This is a genomic window from Bordetella genomosp. 8, from assembly GCF_002119685.1.
Taxonomy (GTDB): domain Bacteria; phylum Pseudomonadota; class Gammaproteobacteria; order Burkholderiales; family Burkholderiaceae_B; genus Bordetella_C.
This window is the reverse complement of the sequence record NZ_CP021108.1, coordinates 5,719,750-5,735,039: the sequence shown is the minus strand read 5'-3', so window position 1 is coordinate 5,735,039 and position 15,290 is coordinate 5,719,750. Positions and strand designations below refer to the sequence as shown.

14 protein-coding genes and 1 tRNA gene are annotated in these 15,290 nt (G+C 65.1%); 11 read left to right on the top strand and 4 right to left on the bottom strand.

The annotated features are described in order from the left end of the window. Positions 1 to 4: 4 nt before the first annotated feature. The 5 genes from CAL12_RS25925 to CAL12_RS25905 all read left to right on the top strand — a co-directional run bounded on the left by CAL12_RS25925 (position 5) and on the right by CAL12_RS25905 (position 6,515). Entirely contained in the window at positions 5 to 901 is an 897-nt protein-coding gene (locus CAL12_RS25925; RefSeq protein WP_198298325.1) for a LysR family transcriptional regulator, read from the top strand. A gap of 137 nt (positions 902 to 1,038) precedes the next feature. Next, positions 1,039 to 2,013: a Bug family tripartite tricarboxylate transporter substrate binding protein gene (locus CAL12_RS25920; protein ID WP_086067234.1), complete on the top strand. Its 975-nt coding sequence runs from the start codon at positions 1,039 to 1,041 to the stop codon at positions 2,011 to 2,013. A gap of 72 nt (positions 2,014 to 2,085) precedes the next feature. Then, on the top strand, positions 2,086 to 4,137 hold the full coding sequence (locus CAL12_RS25915; RefSeq protein ID WP_086067233.1) for a hydantoinase/oxoprolinase family protein: 2,052 nt from the start codon (positions 2,086 to 2,088) through the stop codon (positions 4,135 to 4,137). After that, positions 4,134 to 5,804, top strand: coding sequence for a hydantoinase B/oxoprolinase family protein (locus CAL12_RS25910; RefSeq protein WP_198298324.1), 1,671 nt, complete (start codon positions 4,134 to 4,136; stop codon positions 5,802 to 5,804). The genes CAL12_RS25915 and CAL12_RS25910 overlap by 4 nt, the downstream gene beginning before the upstream one ends. Positions 5,805 to 5,903: 99 nt before the next feature. Continuing rightward, positions 5,904 to 6,515 (top strand): nucleotidyltransferase domain-containing protein, encoded by a 612-nt coding sequence (locus CAL12_RS25905; RefSeq protein ID WP_086067232.1) that lies wholly within the window; start codon positions 5,904 to 5,906, stop codon positions 6,513 to 6,515. A gap of 511 nt (positions 6,516 to 7,026) precedes the next feature. On the opposite strand, the gene CAL12_RS25895 is transcribed toward CAL12_RS25905, so the two are convergent. Beyond that, a tRNA-Phe gene (locus tag CAL12_RS25895) sits at positions 7,027 to 7,102 on the bottom strand. Between the two features lie 167 nt (positions 7,103 to 7,269). Between CAL12_RS25895 and hemA the strand changes: the two genes are divergently transcribed. The 5 genes from hemA to CAL12_RS25870 all read left to right on the top strand — a co-directional run bounded on the left by hemA (position 7,270) and on the right by CAL12_RS25870 (position 11,500). Then, the gene (gene hemA, locus CAL12_RS25890) at positions 7,270 to 8,544 is read left to right on the top strand and encodes a glutamyl-tRNA reductase (RefSeq protein WP_086067231.1); all 1,275 of its coding nucleotides are present in this window, start codon (positions 7,270 to 7,272) and stop codon (positions 8,542 to 8,544) included. A 91-nt stretch (positions 8,545 to 8,635) separates the two neighbouring features. Then, positions 8,636 to 9,718 carry a peptide chain release factor 1 gene (prfA, locus tag CAL12_RS25885; protein ID WP_086067230.1) on the top strand — a complete coding sequence of 361 codons (1,083 nt, stop codon included), beginning with the start codon at positions 8,636 to 8,638 and terminating at the stop codon, positions 9,716 to 9,718. A gap of 1 nt (position 9,719) precedes the next feature. Beyond that, positions 9,720 to 10,532, top strand: coding sequence for a peptide chain release factor N(5)-glutamine methyltransferase (gene prmC / locus CAL12_RS25880; RefSeq protein WP_086067229.1), 813 nt, complete (start codon positions 9,720 to 9,722; stop codon positions 10,530 to 10,532). A gap of 69 nt (positions 10,533 to 10,601) precedes the next feature. Then, entirely contained in the window at positions 10,602 to 10,928 is a 327-nt protein-coding gene (gene grxD, locus CAL12_RS25875) for a Grx4 family monothiol glutaredoxin (protein WP_086067228.1), read from the top strand. Positions 10,929 to 10,936: 8 nt separating this feature from the next. Then, positions 10,937 to 11,500: a UbiX family flavin prenyltransferase gene (locus CAL12_RS25870; protein ID WP_086068118.1), complete on the top strand. Its 564-nt coding sequence runs from the start codon at positions 10,937 to 10,939 to the stop codon at positions 11,498 to 11,500. Positions 11,501 to 11,585: 85 nt separating this feature from the next. Here CAL12_RS25870 and ttcA read toward each other — a convergent pair whose 3' ends face one another. Both ttcA and folB read right to left on the bottom strand, forming a co-directional pair. Continuing rightward, entirely contained in the window at positions 11,586 to 12,590 is a 1,005-nt protein-coding gene (gene ttcA, locus CAL12_RS25865; RefSeq protein ID WP_086067227.1) for a tRNA 2-thiocytidine(32) synthetase TtcA, read from the bottom strand. A 65-nt stretch (positions 12,591 to 12,655) separates the two neighbouring features. Continuing rightward, positions 12,656 to 13,015, bottom strand: a complete 360-nt coding sequence (folB, locus tag CAL12_RS25860) for a dihydroneopterin aldolase (protein ID WP_086067226.1) — start codon at positions 13,013 to 13,015, stop codon at positions 12,656 to 12,658. Positions 13,016 to 13,181: 166 nt separating this feature from the next. On the opposite strand from folB, the gene CAL12_RS25855 reads away from it, so the two are divergent. After that, on the top strand, positions 13,182 to 14,081 hold the full coding sequence (locus CAL12_RS25855; RefSeq protein ID WP_086067225.1) for an NAD(P)/FAD-dependent oxidoreductase: 900 nt from the start codon (positions 13,182 to 13,184) through the stop codon (positions 14,079 to 14,081). Positions 14,082 to 14,151: 70 nt separating this feature from the next. Here CAL12_RS25855 and mnmH read toward each other — a convergent pair whose 3' ends face one another. Next, entirely contained in the window at positions 14,152 to 15,285 is a 1,134-nt protein-coding gene (gene mnmH, locus CAL12_RS25850; protein ID WP_420042802.1) for a tRNA 2-selenouridine(34) synthase MnmH, read from the bottom strand. Between the last annotated feature and the right edge of the window lie 5 nt (positions 15,286 to 15,290).

Genomic DNA, 15,290 nt, shown 5'->3' with positions numbered 1-15,290 from the left:
GAGCATGACTTCAATCCGCCTTCGATACATCGAGGTCTTCCTGGCCTTGATGCAGACCGGCTCCGCGCAGGGTGCCGCCAACCTGTTGTGCACGACGCAACCCAGCATCAGCAAGACGCTGGGTGCGCTGGAACGGCAATTGGGATTCCAGCTGTTCGTCCGCACCGCCGGAAGCCGGCTCAAGCCTACCGCCGACGCCTACGCATTGATGGTGGAAGGCAATCGCGTCAACGAAGAACTGCGATCCTTCCTGCAGGTCGCCGCCGAGCTGCAGGCGGGACAGGCGGCGCACCTGAACGTGCAGTCGACCGCGGCGATAGCGACCTACCTTCTGCCGCGCGTCGTGGCGCGCTACAAGCAGGCATGGCGCGAATCCAGGCTTAGCCTGACGGTGTCAGGCGCGGACGCCATCGTCAGCAGCGTGCGCAACCAGCACACGGATATCGGCATCGTCATCACGGGCCCGGAAGAAGAATTCCCCCTGGTACGCACCGTATGGTCGGCACCCATGGTGTGCATCTTTCCCAAGGGACATGCGCTGGCTGCCAGGGCTGAAATCACTCCGGAAGACCTGGCGGGACAGCCGCTGATCGCATACCGGTCCAGCCTGGGCTTGGGAAAAATGGTGGAAAACGCGTTCACCAGCGCGGGCGTGCCCTTGCCCGCGGAAATCCGCGTGAACAATACTGGCGTGACCTGTCGCATCGTCGAGGAAGGATACGGCGTGGCGGTGGTCGATCGCCTTTCGCTGGCCGCGAACAACTATTCCAATATCGAATGCCGACCCTTCCTGCCGGAGTGCCTGATGCGCGTCGGCCTGGTGCTTTCGGAGCGCGTGCCTTTGTCGATGCAGGGGCAGCGCTTCGTCGAAACGCTGGAACAGTGCCTGAAAGAACTCTAGGGTTATCACGGTCATTCCTGAAGTGAATGGCTGCACGCGTACAAAGAATTTGCGACGGGTGCACGCGTCTTCGATCATGACGGCTTCCGGGCATCCCGCATCAAAAAGCGGAGCCCGTCTCTTACAAGGGGAAGTGCATGATCAGGCGTTTCGTGGGTCTCGTGGGTTGGCTGCTTGCCGCCATGCTGGTTTGCCGCGTCGGCGTGGCATCGGCGGCTTATCCGGATAAGCCGATAACACTGCTCGTGCCTTTCACATCGGGTGGAACATCCGACATCATGGCGCGCATGCTGGCCGAGCACCTGGGCAAGGTGTGGGGCCAGTCGGTGATCGTGCAGAACAAGCCGGGGGCGGGCGGCGTCATCGCGATGACGCAGGCGATGCGGTCGGAGCCGGACGGCTACACGCTGGTCCTGACGTCGTCGGGCAATACCTCGATCACGCCGTATCTGTACAAGAAGCCGCCGTTCGACAGCGACCGTGATTTCGTCAATATCATCGTGATCGGCGAAGTGCCCTTCGTCCTGGTGGTGGACCAGAAGTCCTCCATCAAGACGCTGGCGGATTACCTGGCCGCGGCCAAGGCCAGGCCCCGCTCGCTGGCCTTGGGTTCTTCGGGCATAGGCTCGCATCAATACATGGCCGCCCAGCAGTTCGTCGCGGCTGCCGACATCGAGCTGAACCTGATTCCGTATAAGGGCACGCCGCAGCAGCAGACCGACCTGCTGGGCGGCTCCCTCGATTCGATGATGGACAACGTCATTACCGAAATCCCGATGATCCGCATGAACAAGGTGCGGCCGCTGGCGATTTCCAGCGCGAAGCGCATCCGCCAGTTGCCGGACGTGCCGACATTCGAAGAATCGGGGGTGTCGTTCCAGAGCCTGCCCTGGTACGGCGTCGCGGCGCCCAAGGCGACGCCGGCGGACGTGGTCCGGAAGATCCAGGGTGAAATCGCGGCCTTCCTTAACGACCCCGGCACGCGCGCGAAGCTGGAGGACATGGGTCTGGTCCCGGTGGTATCCAGCACGGAAGAAGCCACCCAGCGCGTGCGGTCCGACAACAGGGAATTCAAGAACGTCATCGACCGATTGGGCTTGGAATTGCAGTAGCGATGATGGCTCGCGCGGCCGCCTTCGCGGTACCGGCGGGCCTTATGTAGATAACGCGGAACAGGATGGAACATGGCTTGGCGACTAGGCGTCGATTCCGGCGGCACGTTCACGGACGTGTGTTTATTCAATGACAGGACGGGCGCGAGCCATGTCTGGAAGCTTTCCTCCACGCCCGAGGATCCCTCGATAGGCATCGCCGACGGGATTGCGCAGGCGCTGGAACGAGCCGGCGCCGACCCGGGCGAAGTAGGCTTCCTGGGCCATGGCACCACCGTCGCGACCAATGCGCTGATACAGCTGCGCGGTGTGCCCACGGGACTTATCACCACGGATGGCTTCCGCGACCTGCTGGAAATCGGCCGGCAGAAGCGGCCGCATCTATACGACACCCAGGCGATGAAGCCGACCGTACTCGTGCCCCGCGTGTTGCGCAAGGGCGTGGTCGAACGCCTGCGCCACGATGGTTCAGTGGACCTGGCGCTGGACGAGGATGGACTGCGCGCGGCCGCGCGAGACCTGGCGAAAGAAGGCGTGCAGTCGGTGGCCGTGTGCTTTCTCTACAGCTACCGCAATCCGGCGCACGAGCGCCGCGCGCTGGAACTCCTGCAGGAAGAATTGCCTGGCGTCTTCGTTTGCGCATCCAGCGACGTGGCTCCGGAGTTCCGCGAGTTCGAGCGCATGTCGACCGTGGTGGTCAATGCGTATCTCGGCCCGGTCATGCAGCGCTATATCCGGCGCCTGTACGACCGTATCAAGAGCCTGGGCATCGGGGTCGAGCCCAAGTTGACCCAGTCCAACGGCGGGATCATCAGCTTCGATACGGCGGCGAGCCTGCCCGTGCGCACCATCCTGTCCGGCCCGACCACCGGGGTGGTGGCCGCGCAGGCCATTTCGCGCAAGGCCGGCTTTCCCAACGTCATTACCTTCGACGTGGGTGGCACCAGCAGCGACGTGGCGCTGCTGACCGACGGCCAATGCGCGCAAGCCAACCAGGCGGATGCCGGCGGCTATCCGATCAAGGCGCCGATGCTGGACATCCACGCGGTCGGCGCGGGCGGCGGTTCGATCGCCTACGTCGATAGCGGCGGCCTGCTCAAGGTCGGGCCGCGCAGCGCGGGGGCGGATCCCGGTCCCGCCTGCTATGGCAAGGGCAATGACGAGCCGACGGTCACGGACGCGAATATCGTGCTGGGTACGCTGAACACGACCACCCTGCTTGGCGGGCGTCTGACCGTTCGTAAGGATCTTGCCGAAGCCGCCATTCAGCGCCTGGCGGACAGGCTGGGACTGAGCCTGATGGAAGCCGCGCACGGAATCATCGCGGTGGCCACGGCCAACATGGCCAAGGCCATACGCGTGATCAGCGTGCAAAGAGGCCACGACCCACGCGGGTATGCGCTGTTCGCCTTCGGCGGCGCAGGGCCCCTGCACGCGGCCAGGCTGGCGCGCGAGCTGGACATGCAGCGGATCATCGTTCCCAAGACGCCCGGCATCCTATGCGCGATGGGCCTGCTGTTGACGGATCTGCGCACCGATTTCATGCAGACGCAGTTCCAGGAACTGCGTCCGGAAGCCGTGCCGGTCATACGCGACACTTTCGGCAAGCTGGCCGGTGAAGCATCCGCCTGGTTCGGGGGCGAGCGCGTGCTGGCTGGCGCTCGGGTCGTCGAAATGACCGTGGACATGCGCTATGCGGGCCAGAACTATGAATTGCCGGTGACCGTGCCGCAAGCGGACGACGACGCGACATTGCTGCGCGGCCTGGTCGACGGCTTCGAGCAGGCCCACCAACGCCAGTACGGCTTCGTGGTGCCAGACGGAAAGATAGAGTTGGTCACCTGCCGGCTGGCCGCGATAGGGAAGACGCCGAAGATCGCCTTGCCGGACATCGAGCCTACCGGGGATGGCGTCGCAGGCGCGGTGATCGGCCAGCGCGACGTCTGGTTCTCGGAGAAAAAGTCGTGGATGACGTGTCCGGTGTATACGCGGCAGTCCCTGCGGTCCGGCCATGCATTCCAGGGGCCGGCGATCGTCGAGCAGATGGACGCCACGACGCTGGTGTTGCCGGACATGCGCGCCACTGTCGACACGCAAGAAAACATCATCCTGGAGTTTCAATGAACATGCAGCAATCCGTCCCGGTGGCGGGCACGGGATCGCCCGCCAGGCTGGACCCGATCACCGTGGAGATCCTGGGCAATGCGTTTGCGTCCATCGCCGACGAAATGGGCGAGGCCCTGGTGCGAACCAGTTACTCGACAAACATCAAGGAGCGCCGGGATTGCTCGACAGCGCTGTTCGATGCGCAGGGGCAGGTGCTGTGCCAGGCCGAGCATATTCCTATGCACCTGGGCAGCTTCCTGGCGATGCTGCCTCACATCCTGGCGCGCTACAGCCCCGAGACGCTGAATCCGGGCGATGTCTTCATCGGCAACGATGCCTACGAAGGCGGTGGCACCCACCTGCCCGACATCGTGTTGGCCGAACCCATCTTCTTCGATGGCCGCGTGGTCGCCTGGGCCATGAATACCGCTCACCACGCGGACTTCATCGACCGCGGCAACGCCCACATCTACCAGGAAGGCCTGCGTATCCCGCCGGTGCGGCTGTATCGGGCCGGAGAACTGCAACGCGAAGTGCAGGCGCTGATCCTGCTGAATTGCCAGGTGCCGGAAGAGCGCCTGTCCGACCTGCGCGCACAGCGCGCGGCGAACCAGCTGGGCGTGCAGCGCATCCAATCGCTGTGCGCGCGCTACGGCGCCGACACCATCGTGGCGGCCGGGCAGGCCCTGCAGGATTATGCGGAAAAGAAAATGCGGGCCGGCATCGCCCGGATTCCGGACGGCACCTATCGCTATACGGACCGCTTCGATCCCTTTGGCCAGGATCTGGACCTGGAGATGTCGGTGGAGATCGTCGTCGAAGGCGACGCGATGCGCCTGCATTTCGATAGCCCGCCGCAGGTGCGCGCGTCGATCAACGTGGTCTACACGGCCTTGCTGGCCGCCGTGTACTTCGCCGTCAAGAGCCTGGTGGATCCGGAGGTATTGCCCAACAGCGGCCTGGCGCGGCCGCTGGCGGTGACGGCCGAGGAAGGCACGGTGTTGAACTGCAAGCATCCCGCTGCGGTCAACAGCCGCATCAACGCCTGCCAGCGCGTGGTGGACCTGGTCTACGGCGCCCTGGCCCCCGCCATCCCGGATCGCGTCACCGCTGCGGGCAATGGGTCGTGCGTGTCCGCGGTGTTCTCAGGGATCCGGGACGACGGCAGTACCTGGGCCTACCTTGAAACCATAGGCGGCGGCATGGGAGCGCGCCAGCATCTGGACGGCCTGGACGGTGTACACGTCCATATGACCAATACATCCAACCTGCCGGCGGAATCCCTGGAACAGGAGTATCCGCTGACCTTGCTGCGTTACGAGCTGGTCGACGACTCCGGCGGCCCTGGACGGCATCGCGGCGGCATGGGCCTGCGCCGCGTCTACCGTGCCGAACGTGACTGCCGCATGATGGTGAACGGCTCCCGGCACAAGTATTCGCCCTGGGGCCTGGACGGCGGAGGCCCCGGCGGGAAGGGCGAACTGCGCTTCGGCGCGGGTACGAAGCCGTTCCAGGGCAACATTGGGGTGCTGAAAGCCGGCGACATCGTGGAGGTGATTACCCCGGGCGCGGGAGGCTACGGCGATCCGCGCGAACGTCCGCGGGACCTGGTGCGGGAAGACTTGCGCGCCGGGAACATTGACGTCACAACGGCGCGTCAGGTCTACGCATATGACGAAAGCTAGGCGCGCCGAGCGCTGTTTGACAAGGTTCTCAAATTGGGTAACATAAAACCCATTTAAGGTTTAATGAAACCCAAATAGGGTTTAAACCCAGGAGACGGTATGGCGGCGACCAGGCCCCACCCCGGCTGTGGCATCGCAGACGCCCTTTTTCCTGGCACCAAACAGCGGGTGCTAGGGTGGCTATACGGGCACCCGGGGCGCAGCTTTTACGCCGCGGAGCTGATTGGGCTCGTTAATAGTGGATCGGGAGCGGTGCAGCGCGAGTTGGCCACGCTGCTGCAGAGCGGCCTCATCACCATGAAGCCCGTCGGCAACCAGAAGCACTATCAAGCTAACCCCGACTGCCCCATCTTTGCGGAGCTATGCGCGATCGTCGAGAAGACGATCGCCGTGGCAGAACCGTTGCGTGCTGCGCTTGAGCCTCTCAGGCAAAAAGTTGTAGCGGCGTTCGTGTATGGCTCCGTTGCCAAGAGAACAGATCATTCCGGTAGCGACATCGATCTCATGTTGATCAGCGACCATATCACTTACAGCGATGTGTTCGCGATCCTGGAAGAGGCTGGGATCAGGCTCGGCCGACCAGTGAATCCGACCATCTTGACCCGTGAGGAATTCAAGAAACGCTCCGTTGCGCGAGAGTCTTTTCTGACGCGGGTGCTGGATCAACCCAAGATCTGGATATTAGGAGGCCAAGATGACCTCCCCATTTGATGGCCTGACCGGGCCGGGGAAGCCGCTCAAGGCCGAACCTCCAGACCTACGAGAACTCGAGGGCCTGAAGCGATCCGGCCATGCGCGATTGCGGGACGCTCTCAATACCACGCTTTCAATCGAGAGCCGGTTCGACTTGGCCTACAACGCCGCCCACGCACTGTGTCTGGCCGCGCTTCGATGGAATGGCTACCGCTGTGCTAATCGGTATCTGGGTATTCCAGCTGCTACCTCACACGCTTGGCCTCGGGCCCGAAGTTTGGCGAGTCCTTTCGAAATGCCATAACGTTCGCAACCTTGGCGAGTATGAAGGCGATCTCAATGTCGATGACCGTATCGTCACCGACCTTGTGGCTGCGTGCCAGGCTGTGGCGGAGAAGGTGGACGCGTTGCCGCCTGCGCACGCAAATGTCTGAGGTCTTTGTTCGACGTGAAGTAGAAAACAAAAACGCCGCGTTAAGACGCGGCGTACGTGCTTGAGTGACAAGCGAACAGTGACAAGCAAATTCTTTGGTGGCCTGGGGCGGAATCGAACCACCGACACAAGGATTTTCAATCCTCTGCTCTACCGACTGAGCTACCAGGCCAACGTGAGCCCGCTACTATACACACTTTTTCGGGGTCGTGCTCAGCTCACGTACCGTTCGGTAGCAAAGCGCTATAATTCAACGCGTTCCAGCCCTGGCCAGCCTGTTTGGGCGCCCCGGGACTGCCCTCACTATCCGGCCCTGCGGCGCGACGCAGGCAATGGCAAATGTCGGTCGACGTTCTTACTTTCGGCTTGAATCACACTTCCGCGCCCGTGTCGGTGCGCGAACGCGTGTCCATGCCTGTCGATCTGCTGCGCCCGGCCCTGGAAGGATTGCGGGGCGCCTTCGGCGGCTCCGTGCGCGAAGCCGCCATCCTGTCCACCTGTAATCGCACGGAAGTCTATTGCGCGGCCGAGCCCCATGTGGTCGAGCATCTGCCGGCCTGGCTGGCGGACGTCAATCAGGTACAGGCCATCGATCTGCAGCCGCATCTTTATCAGCACCAGCAGGACGGCGCCGTGCGCCACGCTTTCCGCGTGGCCAGCGGCCTGGATTCCATGGTGCTGGGCGAACCGCAGATCCTGGGCCAGATGAAAGACGCGGTCCGCGCCGCCGACGAAGCCGGATCGCTGGGCACCTTGCTGCATCAGCTGTTCCAGCGCACGTTCTCCGTCGCCAAGGAAGTGCGGTCGACCACCGAGATCGGCGCCCATTCGGTTTCCATGGCCGCCGCCGCGGTGCGCCTGGCCGAGCGGGTGTTCGGCGATATGGCCGACGCGCGCACGCTGTTCATCGGCGCGGGTGAAATGATCGAGCTGTGCGCCACCCACTTCGCGGCCCAGCGGCCGCGCGAAATGGTGGTGGCCAACCGCACCGTCGAGCGCGCCGAAACGCTGGCCGGCCGTTTCTCGGCGGGCACCATGCGCCTGGCCGACCTGACGGAACGGCTGCACGAATTCGACGTCATCGTCTCCTGTACGGCCAGTTCGCTGCCCATCCTCGGCCTGGGGATGGTCGAACGTGCCACCAAGCAGCGCCGCCATCGCCCCATGGTCATGATCGACCTGGCCGTGCCGCGCGATATCGAGCCCGAAGTCGGCCGCCTGGACGACGTCTATCTGTATTCCGTCGACGACCTCGGCCGGCTGGTGCAAAGCGGCACCGACGCGCGCCGTGCGGCGATGGTGCAGGCCGAAGCCATCATCGACGCCCGCGTGCGCAATTTCATGCAGTGGATGGCGTCGCGTGCCATCGTGCCGGTGGTGCAGGAACTGCAGCAGGGTGCCGACGCGATCCGTACCGCGGAACTCGAACGTGCCCGCCGCATGTTGGCGCGGGGCGAGTCGCCGGAGGCTGTACTGGAACAGCTGGCCCACGGCCTGACACAAAAATACCTGCACGGCCCCATGGCCGCGCTCAATCGCAGCGAAGGCGCCGATCGCGACCAACTGCTGGCCATGGTCCCGCGCCTATTCCCCGGCCGCGACACGCGGCGTTAGCGACGCTCCCTGGATACCGCCATGCCGCGCCGACGCGCCGGCCCTGGCTTGCAGCGCCCGCGCCCGTCCCACTTTCTCATTCCCATCGTTTATGAAATCTTCCATGCGTGACCGGCTGGAGCAGTTGTCCCGCCGCCTGGTCGAAGTGGATGCCATGCTGGCCGAACCCGATACCGCGTCCGACATGGACCGCTTCCGCAAACTGTCGCGCGAGCGCGCCGAAGTCGAGCCCGTGGTCACCGCTTTTGCGTCCTATTGCGGCGCGGAAGACGATCTGGCGACCGCCCAGGAAATGCTCTCCGATCCCGACATGAAAAGCATGGCGGAAGACGAAATCAAGGTCTCCAAGGCCAAGCTGGAAGAGCTGGACGCCGCCTTGCAGCGCCTGCTGCTGCCGCGCGATCCCGATGACGGCCGCAGCGTGTTCCTGGAAATCCGCGCCGGCACGGGGGGCGACGAAAGCGCGCTGTTCTCCGGCGACCTGCTGCGCATGTACTCGCGCTATGCCGAACGCCAGGGCTGGCGGGTGGAACTGATGTCCGAAAGTCCCTCCGAGCTGGGCGGATACAAGGAAGTCATCGTCCGCATCGAAGGCGAGGGCGTGTACGGTCGGCTGAAGTTCGAATCCGGCGCGCACCGGGTGCAGCGCGTGCCGGCCACGGAAGCGCAAGGCCGCATCCATACGTCTGCCTGCACGGTGGCCGTCATGCCGGAAGCCGACGCGGTGAGCGAGATCGTCATCAACCCGGCCGACCTGCGCATCGACACCTTCCGGGCCAGCGGCGCCGGCGGTCAGCACATCAACAAAACCGATTCGGCGGTGCGTATCACGCACATCCCGACCGGCCTGGTGGTGGAATGCCAGGACGATCGTTCGCAGCACCGCAACAAGGACAAGGCCATGCAGGTGCTGGCCGCGCGCCTGAAGGACAAGCAGCAGCGCGAAAGGCAGAGCAAGGAAGCGGCCGAACGCAAGAGCCTGGTGGGCACCGGCGACCGGTCGGAACGCATCCGCACCTACAACTTTCCGCAGGGCCGCCTGACCGACCACCGTATCAACCTGACGCTGTACAAGCTGCAGCAGATCATGGAAGGCGACCTGGACGAACTGACCGGCGCCCTGATCGCCGAACACCAGGCCGAGCAACTGGCCGCCCTGGGCGAAGAGGTCTGAGTTGGCCTGCGCCAAGGACATCCTGTTCGCATCGGGCCTGCCACGGCTGGAAGCCCGCATGCTGCTGGAGCACGTGCTGGAGAAGCCGCGCGCCTGGATCCTGGCGCACGATACCGACCCCCTGCCGCCGCAGGCCGTGCGCGCCTTCACCGTGCTGGCGGCCCGCCGCGCGGCCGGCGAGCCCATGGCCTACCTGGTGGGTGAGCGCGAATTCATGGGCCGCATGTTCAAGGTCACGCCCGACGTGTTGATCCCGCGGCCCGAGACGGAACTGCTGGTCGAGGCGGCCCTGGAGTGGCTGGCGGGTTTCGAGTCGCTGTCCGTGCTGGACCTGGGCACCGGCAGCGGGGCGATCGCGATATCCATCGCCCTGGCGCGGCCGGATGCCGCGGTGCTGGCCACCGATCGCAGCTTGAAGGCCCTGAAAGTGGCGGCCGAGAACGCCATCCGGCTGGAGGCGCAGCTCCATTTTGCCGAGGGCAATTGGTACGGCGCGCTGACCGCCGCGCAAAAATTCGACGTGATCGTGTCGAACCCCCCTTACATCCACGCGCGGGATCCCCATCTGGAGCAGGGAGACCTGCGTTTCGAGCCGCGACTGGCGTTGACCGACGATGCCGACGGCCTGGATGCCCTGCGCGCCATCATCGGCGGTGCGCCGGCCCACTTGAAGCCCGGCGGCATGCTGTGGGTGGAGCACGGCTGGGACCAGGCCGAGGCGGTGCGCGGCCTGCTGGCCGCGGCCGGCCTGCGCGGGGTGGACAGCCGGCGCGACCTGGCGGGCATTGAAAGGATTTCTGGGGGGTATCTGTGAAATGCTGGCAGATACCTATAATGGAAGTATCACTTCCCTGATCGGAAGAATCACTTTTGTGAGTACACCATGAGCGACGTTCAAGAATTCATCCGCGAGACCGTGACGCAACATCCGGTCGTGCTTTTCATGAAGGGCACGGCGCAGTTTCCGCAATGCGGCTTCTCGGGCAAGGCCATCCAGCTGCTGAAGAGCTGTGGCGTCAAGAAGCTGGTCACCGTCAATGTGCTGGACGACGACGAAGTCCGCCAGGGCATCAAGGAGTTTTCCAACTGGCCGACCATCCCGCAGCTGTACGTGGGCGGCGAATTCGTCGGCGGTTCGGACATCCTGGGCCAGATGCATGAAAGCGGCGAACTGAAGTCGCTGCTGGATGGCGTCGGAGCCACTGCATGACGATGGCCGTGCGCCGGCTGGTTGTCGGCGTGACGGGTGCGACCGGATCCTTGTACGCGATCCGGCTGCTGCAGGCGCTGCGCGACGTGCCGGATGTGGAAACGCATCTGGTCGTCTCGGCGGCCGGCGTTCTGAATATCAAGCACGAGCTTGACATGACCCGGGCACAGGTGCAGGCGCTGGCGGATCAGGTATATAGCGTGCGCGACGTGGGCGCCGCCCTGGCCAGCGGCGCGTTTCCCACCGCTGGCATGGTGATCGTCCCGTGCTCCATACGCACGCTGGCGGCCGTGGCCCATGGCCTGTCCGACAATCTGATCACGCGGGCGGCCGACGTCACGCTGAAGGAGCGCCGCCGTTTGGTGATGATGGTGCGCGAGGCTCCCTACAACCTTGCCCACCTGCGCAATATGACCGCGGTGACGGAGATGGGCGGAATCATCTTCCCGCCCTTGCCGGCGTTCTATTTCCGGCCGGGGTCCATCCAGGAAATGGTGGACCAGAGCATCGTGCGGGTGCTGGAACTGTTCGGCATCCACGTTCCAGGGCCGACCTGGGAAGGCGCCCGCTGAAGGCTGGCTGCTCGACGCGTGCCGTCTTGGCGGCACGGTCGCCTGCCGGCCGGTCCCGCTTCTGGCCCCAACGCTGGTCCCGCTACTATTCGAAGCGGACGAAGCTCAAACTCTGTTCGCGGCCGGCCTCGGCGCCAGCACTGCCCGAGTGGTCGCCGCAAGCGGTTTCCGGGCTGCCCGGATCTTCCTGGTCGAAAGCCGTGTCGCCGTTGGCGTCGGCCAGTCCGGTCGGTCGCAAGCCCACGAAATCGAACAGCTGCCGATCCATCAGGTGCGACGGCACCACGTTGGCCAGCGCATTGAACACATTCCACGCCCGGCCCGGATGCTTGCGATCCCACTCCTGGATCATGCGGCCGACTTCCTTGCGCTTGAGATTCTCCTGCGAGCCGCACAGGTTGCAGGGAATGATGGGAAAGCCGCGCTGTTCGGCGTAGGCGGCCATGTCGGCTTCCGGTATGTAGGCCAGGGGACGGATCACCGTGTGCTTGCCGTCGTCCGACACCAGCTTGGGCGGCATGGCCTTGATCTTGCCGCCGTAGAACAGGTTCAGGAAAAAGGTGCCCAGGATATCGTCGCGGTGATGCCCCAGCGCGATCTTGGTGGCGCCCAGCTCGCCCGCCACGCGATACAGGATGCCGCGCCGCAGGCGCGAGCACAGGGAGCACATCGTCTTGCCTTCCGGGATGACGCGCGTGACGACCGAATACGTGTCCTGCGTCTCGATATGGAAGGGCACGCCCAGGCCGCGCAGGTATTCGGGCAGGATGTGGTCGGGGAAGCCGGGTTGCTTCTGGTCCAGGTTGACCGCGATCAGTTCGAAAGGAAAGGGCGCGCGTTCGCGCAGCCGCATCAGGATGTCCAGCAGCCCGTAGGAATCCTTGCCGCCGGACATGCAGACCATCACGCGGTCGCCGGCTTCGATCATGTTGTAGTCCGAGATGGCGCGCGTCGTTTCGCGGGCCAGCCGCTTGGCCAGCTTGTTGGCGTCCACGCGGGCCTTGTCCCGCGCGGCGCGCGTGCCTGGCGGGGTGCCGGGTTCCGGGTCTGCGGTCTGGAAGCGTAAGGCGGAGGTATCGGGAGCGTTCATGATGGAATGCGGGTCGGGTGCCGCGCCACCGCCACCAGATGCCGGCGGCGAAGTCGGCGGGAGCGTCAACGGCTCGTGTAGATCTCCACGCCGACGGCGGCGCAGTCGGAAAATGCCATGGGCTTGCTGATGCGGATGCGCACCGCCCGGATGTCCTTGAAGTCCGCCATCAGCCGGTCCGCCACGCGCTCAGTCAGCGTTTCGATCAGATTGACGTGCGCGTGGGTGCATTCTTCGACGATGGCCTCGCGCAGGGCGCGGTAGTCCAGCACGCTGTGGATATCGTGGTCGTCCACGTTGCGCGTGATGTCCACGTCGATTTCGGCGTCCACGTGCAGCGGCTGCGTGGCGCGGCGCTCGTGCTCCAGGATGCCGATGCGGGCATCCAGGGCGAGGCGCGAAAAAATGATACGGCGAGTAGGCATGGTCGGAAGGCACGCGTCCGCGGCTGGCGGTCCGGCGTCGAGTTCAGGATGTGAGCCGCAATTGTATGCCGCGTACCGTTCCACACTGCGCGGTCGAAGCTGTCGCTACAATCGTCGCGAAACGGCGCGATCGGCGCGTGCTAACCGGAACGGAAATCGCTAGGGAATGCGGGATACATCGGATGCCATCATTGTAGGCGGCGGCCCGGCGGGTGCCTCCTGCGCGATCTGGCTGGCCAGGCTGGGCCTGTCGCCCGTGCTGGTGGAGGCCGCGCCGCGCCTGGGCGGCCTGGAAAACGACAATCCTTTCCGGGATGACTGGATCGCCGTGCTGCCGGGCGTGACCGGGCAGCAGGTCGCCGCCAATATCGCGCAAAGCGTGGCGGCCGCCCGCGTGCCGGCATTGACCCAACATCGCGCGCGACAGGTCGCCCGCGCCGGTCGCGGCTTCGACCTCGTGCTCGAGACGGCGGGCGGGGCGCCCGCGCGGCTGCATGGCCGTTTCCTGGTCATCGCCACCGGGGTGCGGGCGCGCGGACTGCCTGGCGCGGAGCCAGGCCAGCAATGGCCCGGCGTGCTGGTCGGTCCGGGCGTGGCGATCCAGGAACAGGATTACCGCGGCCTGTCGGTGGCGATCCTGGGTGGCGGCGACAACGGCTTCGAGAACTACGCCTACGTGCGCGGTCGCGGCGCGCGGGAAGTGCATCTGTATTCGCGCACGGTGCGGGCGCGATCGCAGCTGGTCGCGGCGGCCGCCACGCCGGATCTGCACGTCGGGGACTACGTGGTGGAACCGAATGCCCGCAGCGTCAATGGCCGCCGTTACGACCTGATCCTGGTGTTCTATGGCTGGGAGCCGCAGGCCGCCTTCGCGGACGGCCTGCAGCTGGAGCGCGACGCGCGCGGCTACATCACCACCGAACCGGCGACCGCGCGCACCAGCGCCGCGGGCGTCTATGCGATCGGCGAGGTCGCCAATCGCATGCATCCCTGCGTCGTGACGTCGATGGCGGACGGCGTGGTGGCGGCCAAGGCCATACAGGCGGAGCTGGAGCGCGCGGGCTGACCCTGTCGGTGGCTCTTCGGGAACCCTATCGGTGACCCTTCGGGAGCGCTTCGGGGACCCTTCGGGGGCCCTATAGCCGTGCGCGAGCCGCCTGGTCGCGCAGGTAGCCGGCGACTTCCACGGCATTGCCGCGGAAGACGATGCGTGCCGTCTTTTCCTCCATGCGCCTGGCGTACATCGGGTCGTAGTATTCGCTCAGCAACCCTTGTATCCAGGCTCGGTGCGCATCGCACTCGCCGGTCGCCATCTGGCGCGCCAAGGCGTCGCGCATCAGCGCGATCAGCCGGGCATGGCGTTCCCCGCCCAGCCGGCGCGAAATGCCCGTCAGGCTGTCCTGCAGGCGTTGGCCGAACAGGGCGTCGCCGGCCTCGCCATGCCGGGCCACGAATTCAGCGCGCAGCTCCACGACATAATCCCGCAGGATGCGTTCGACACGATCCTCCAGGCTGGCGTCCAGCCAGACCAGGGGGGCGGCGCCTATCGCGTGCAAAAGCTCCAGCGGCAGGGCGTTGACGCCGATCAGCCGGCTTTCGTCTTCCAGCACCACGCTTTGCCAGCCGTTCGCCTGCTTGCGCAGCAGGTCGATCGCCACGCGGTGTTCGAAATCGATCTGCGAGGGTTGCGGCGTGACGCGCTTGCCGAAGCCCGAACCGCGATGGTTGGCATGGCGTTCCAGGTCGATGGCGTTGTCGATCTCCCGCAGCACGTCGGTCTTGCCGGTGCCCGTCAGGCCGCCCAGCACGAGGTGTCCCGGCGTCGCGGCGGCCGCGCGTATGACGTCCGCCAGATAGGTGCGCATCGCCTTGTAGCCGCCCATCACGCGCGGATAGGCGATGCCGGCTTCCGACCGCAGCCATTGCTGGGTGATCTGCGAACGCAGGCCGCCGCGGAAGCAATACAGATAGCCTTGTGGATGGGCCCGCGCGAACTCTGCCCAGGCCTGGATGCGGCGCCGCTTGATATCGCCCGAGACCAGTTGCGTGCCCAGGACGATGGCGGCCTGCTGGCCCTGTTCCTTGTAGCGCAAGCCCACCTGTTCGCGTTCGCCGTCGTCCATCAGCGGGATGTTCACCGCTGTCGGAAAGGCGCCGCGGCCGAATTCGACCGGCGCCCGGACATCCATCAGCGGCACGTCGGACAGGAACAGGTCGCGAAAAGTACGGGCGTCCTCACGGACGACGGAATCGGACATCGAGTCGGGCATTAAAT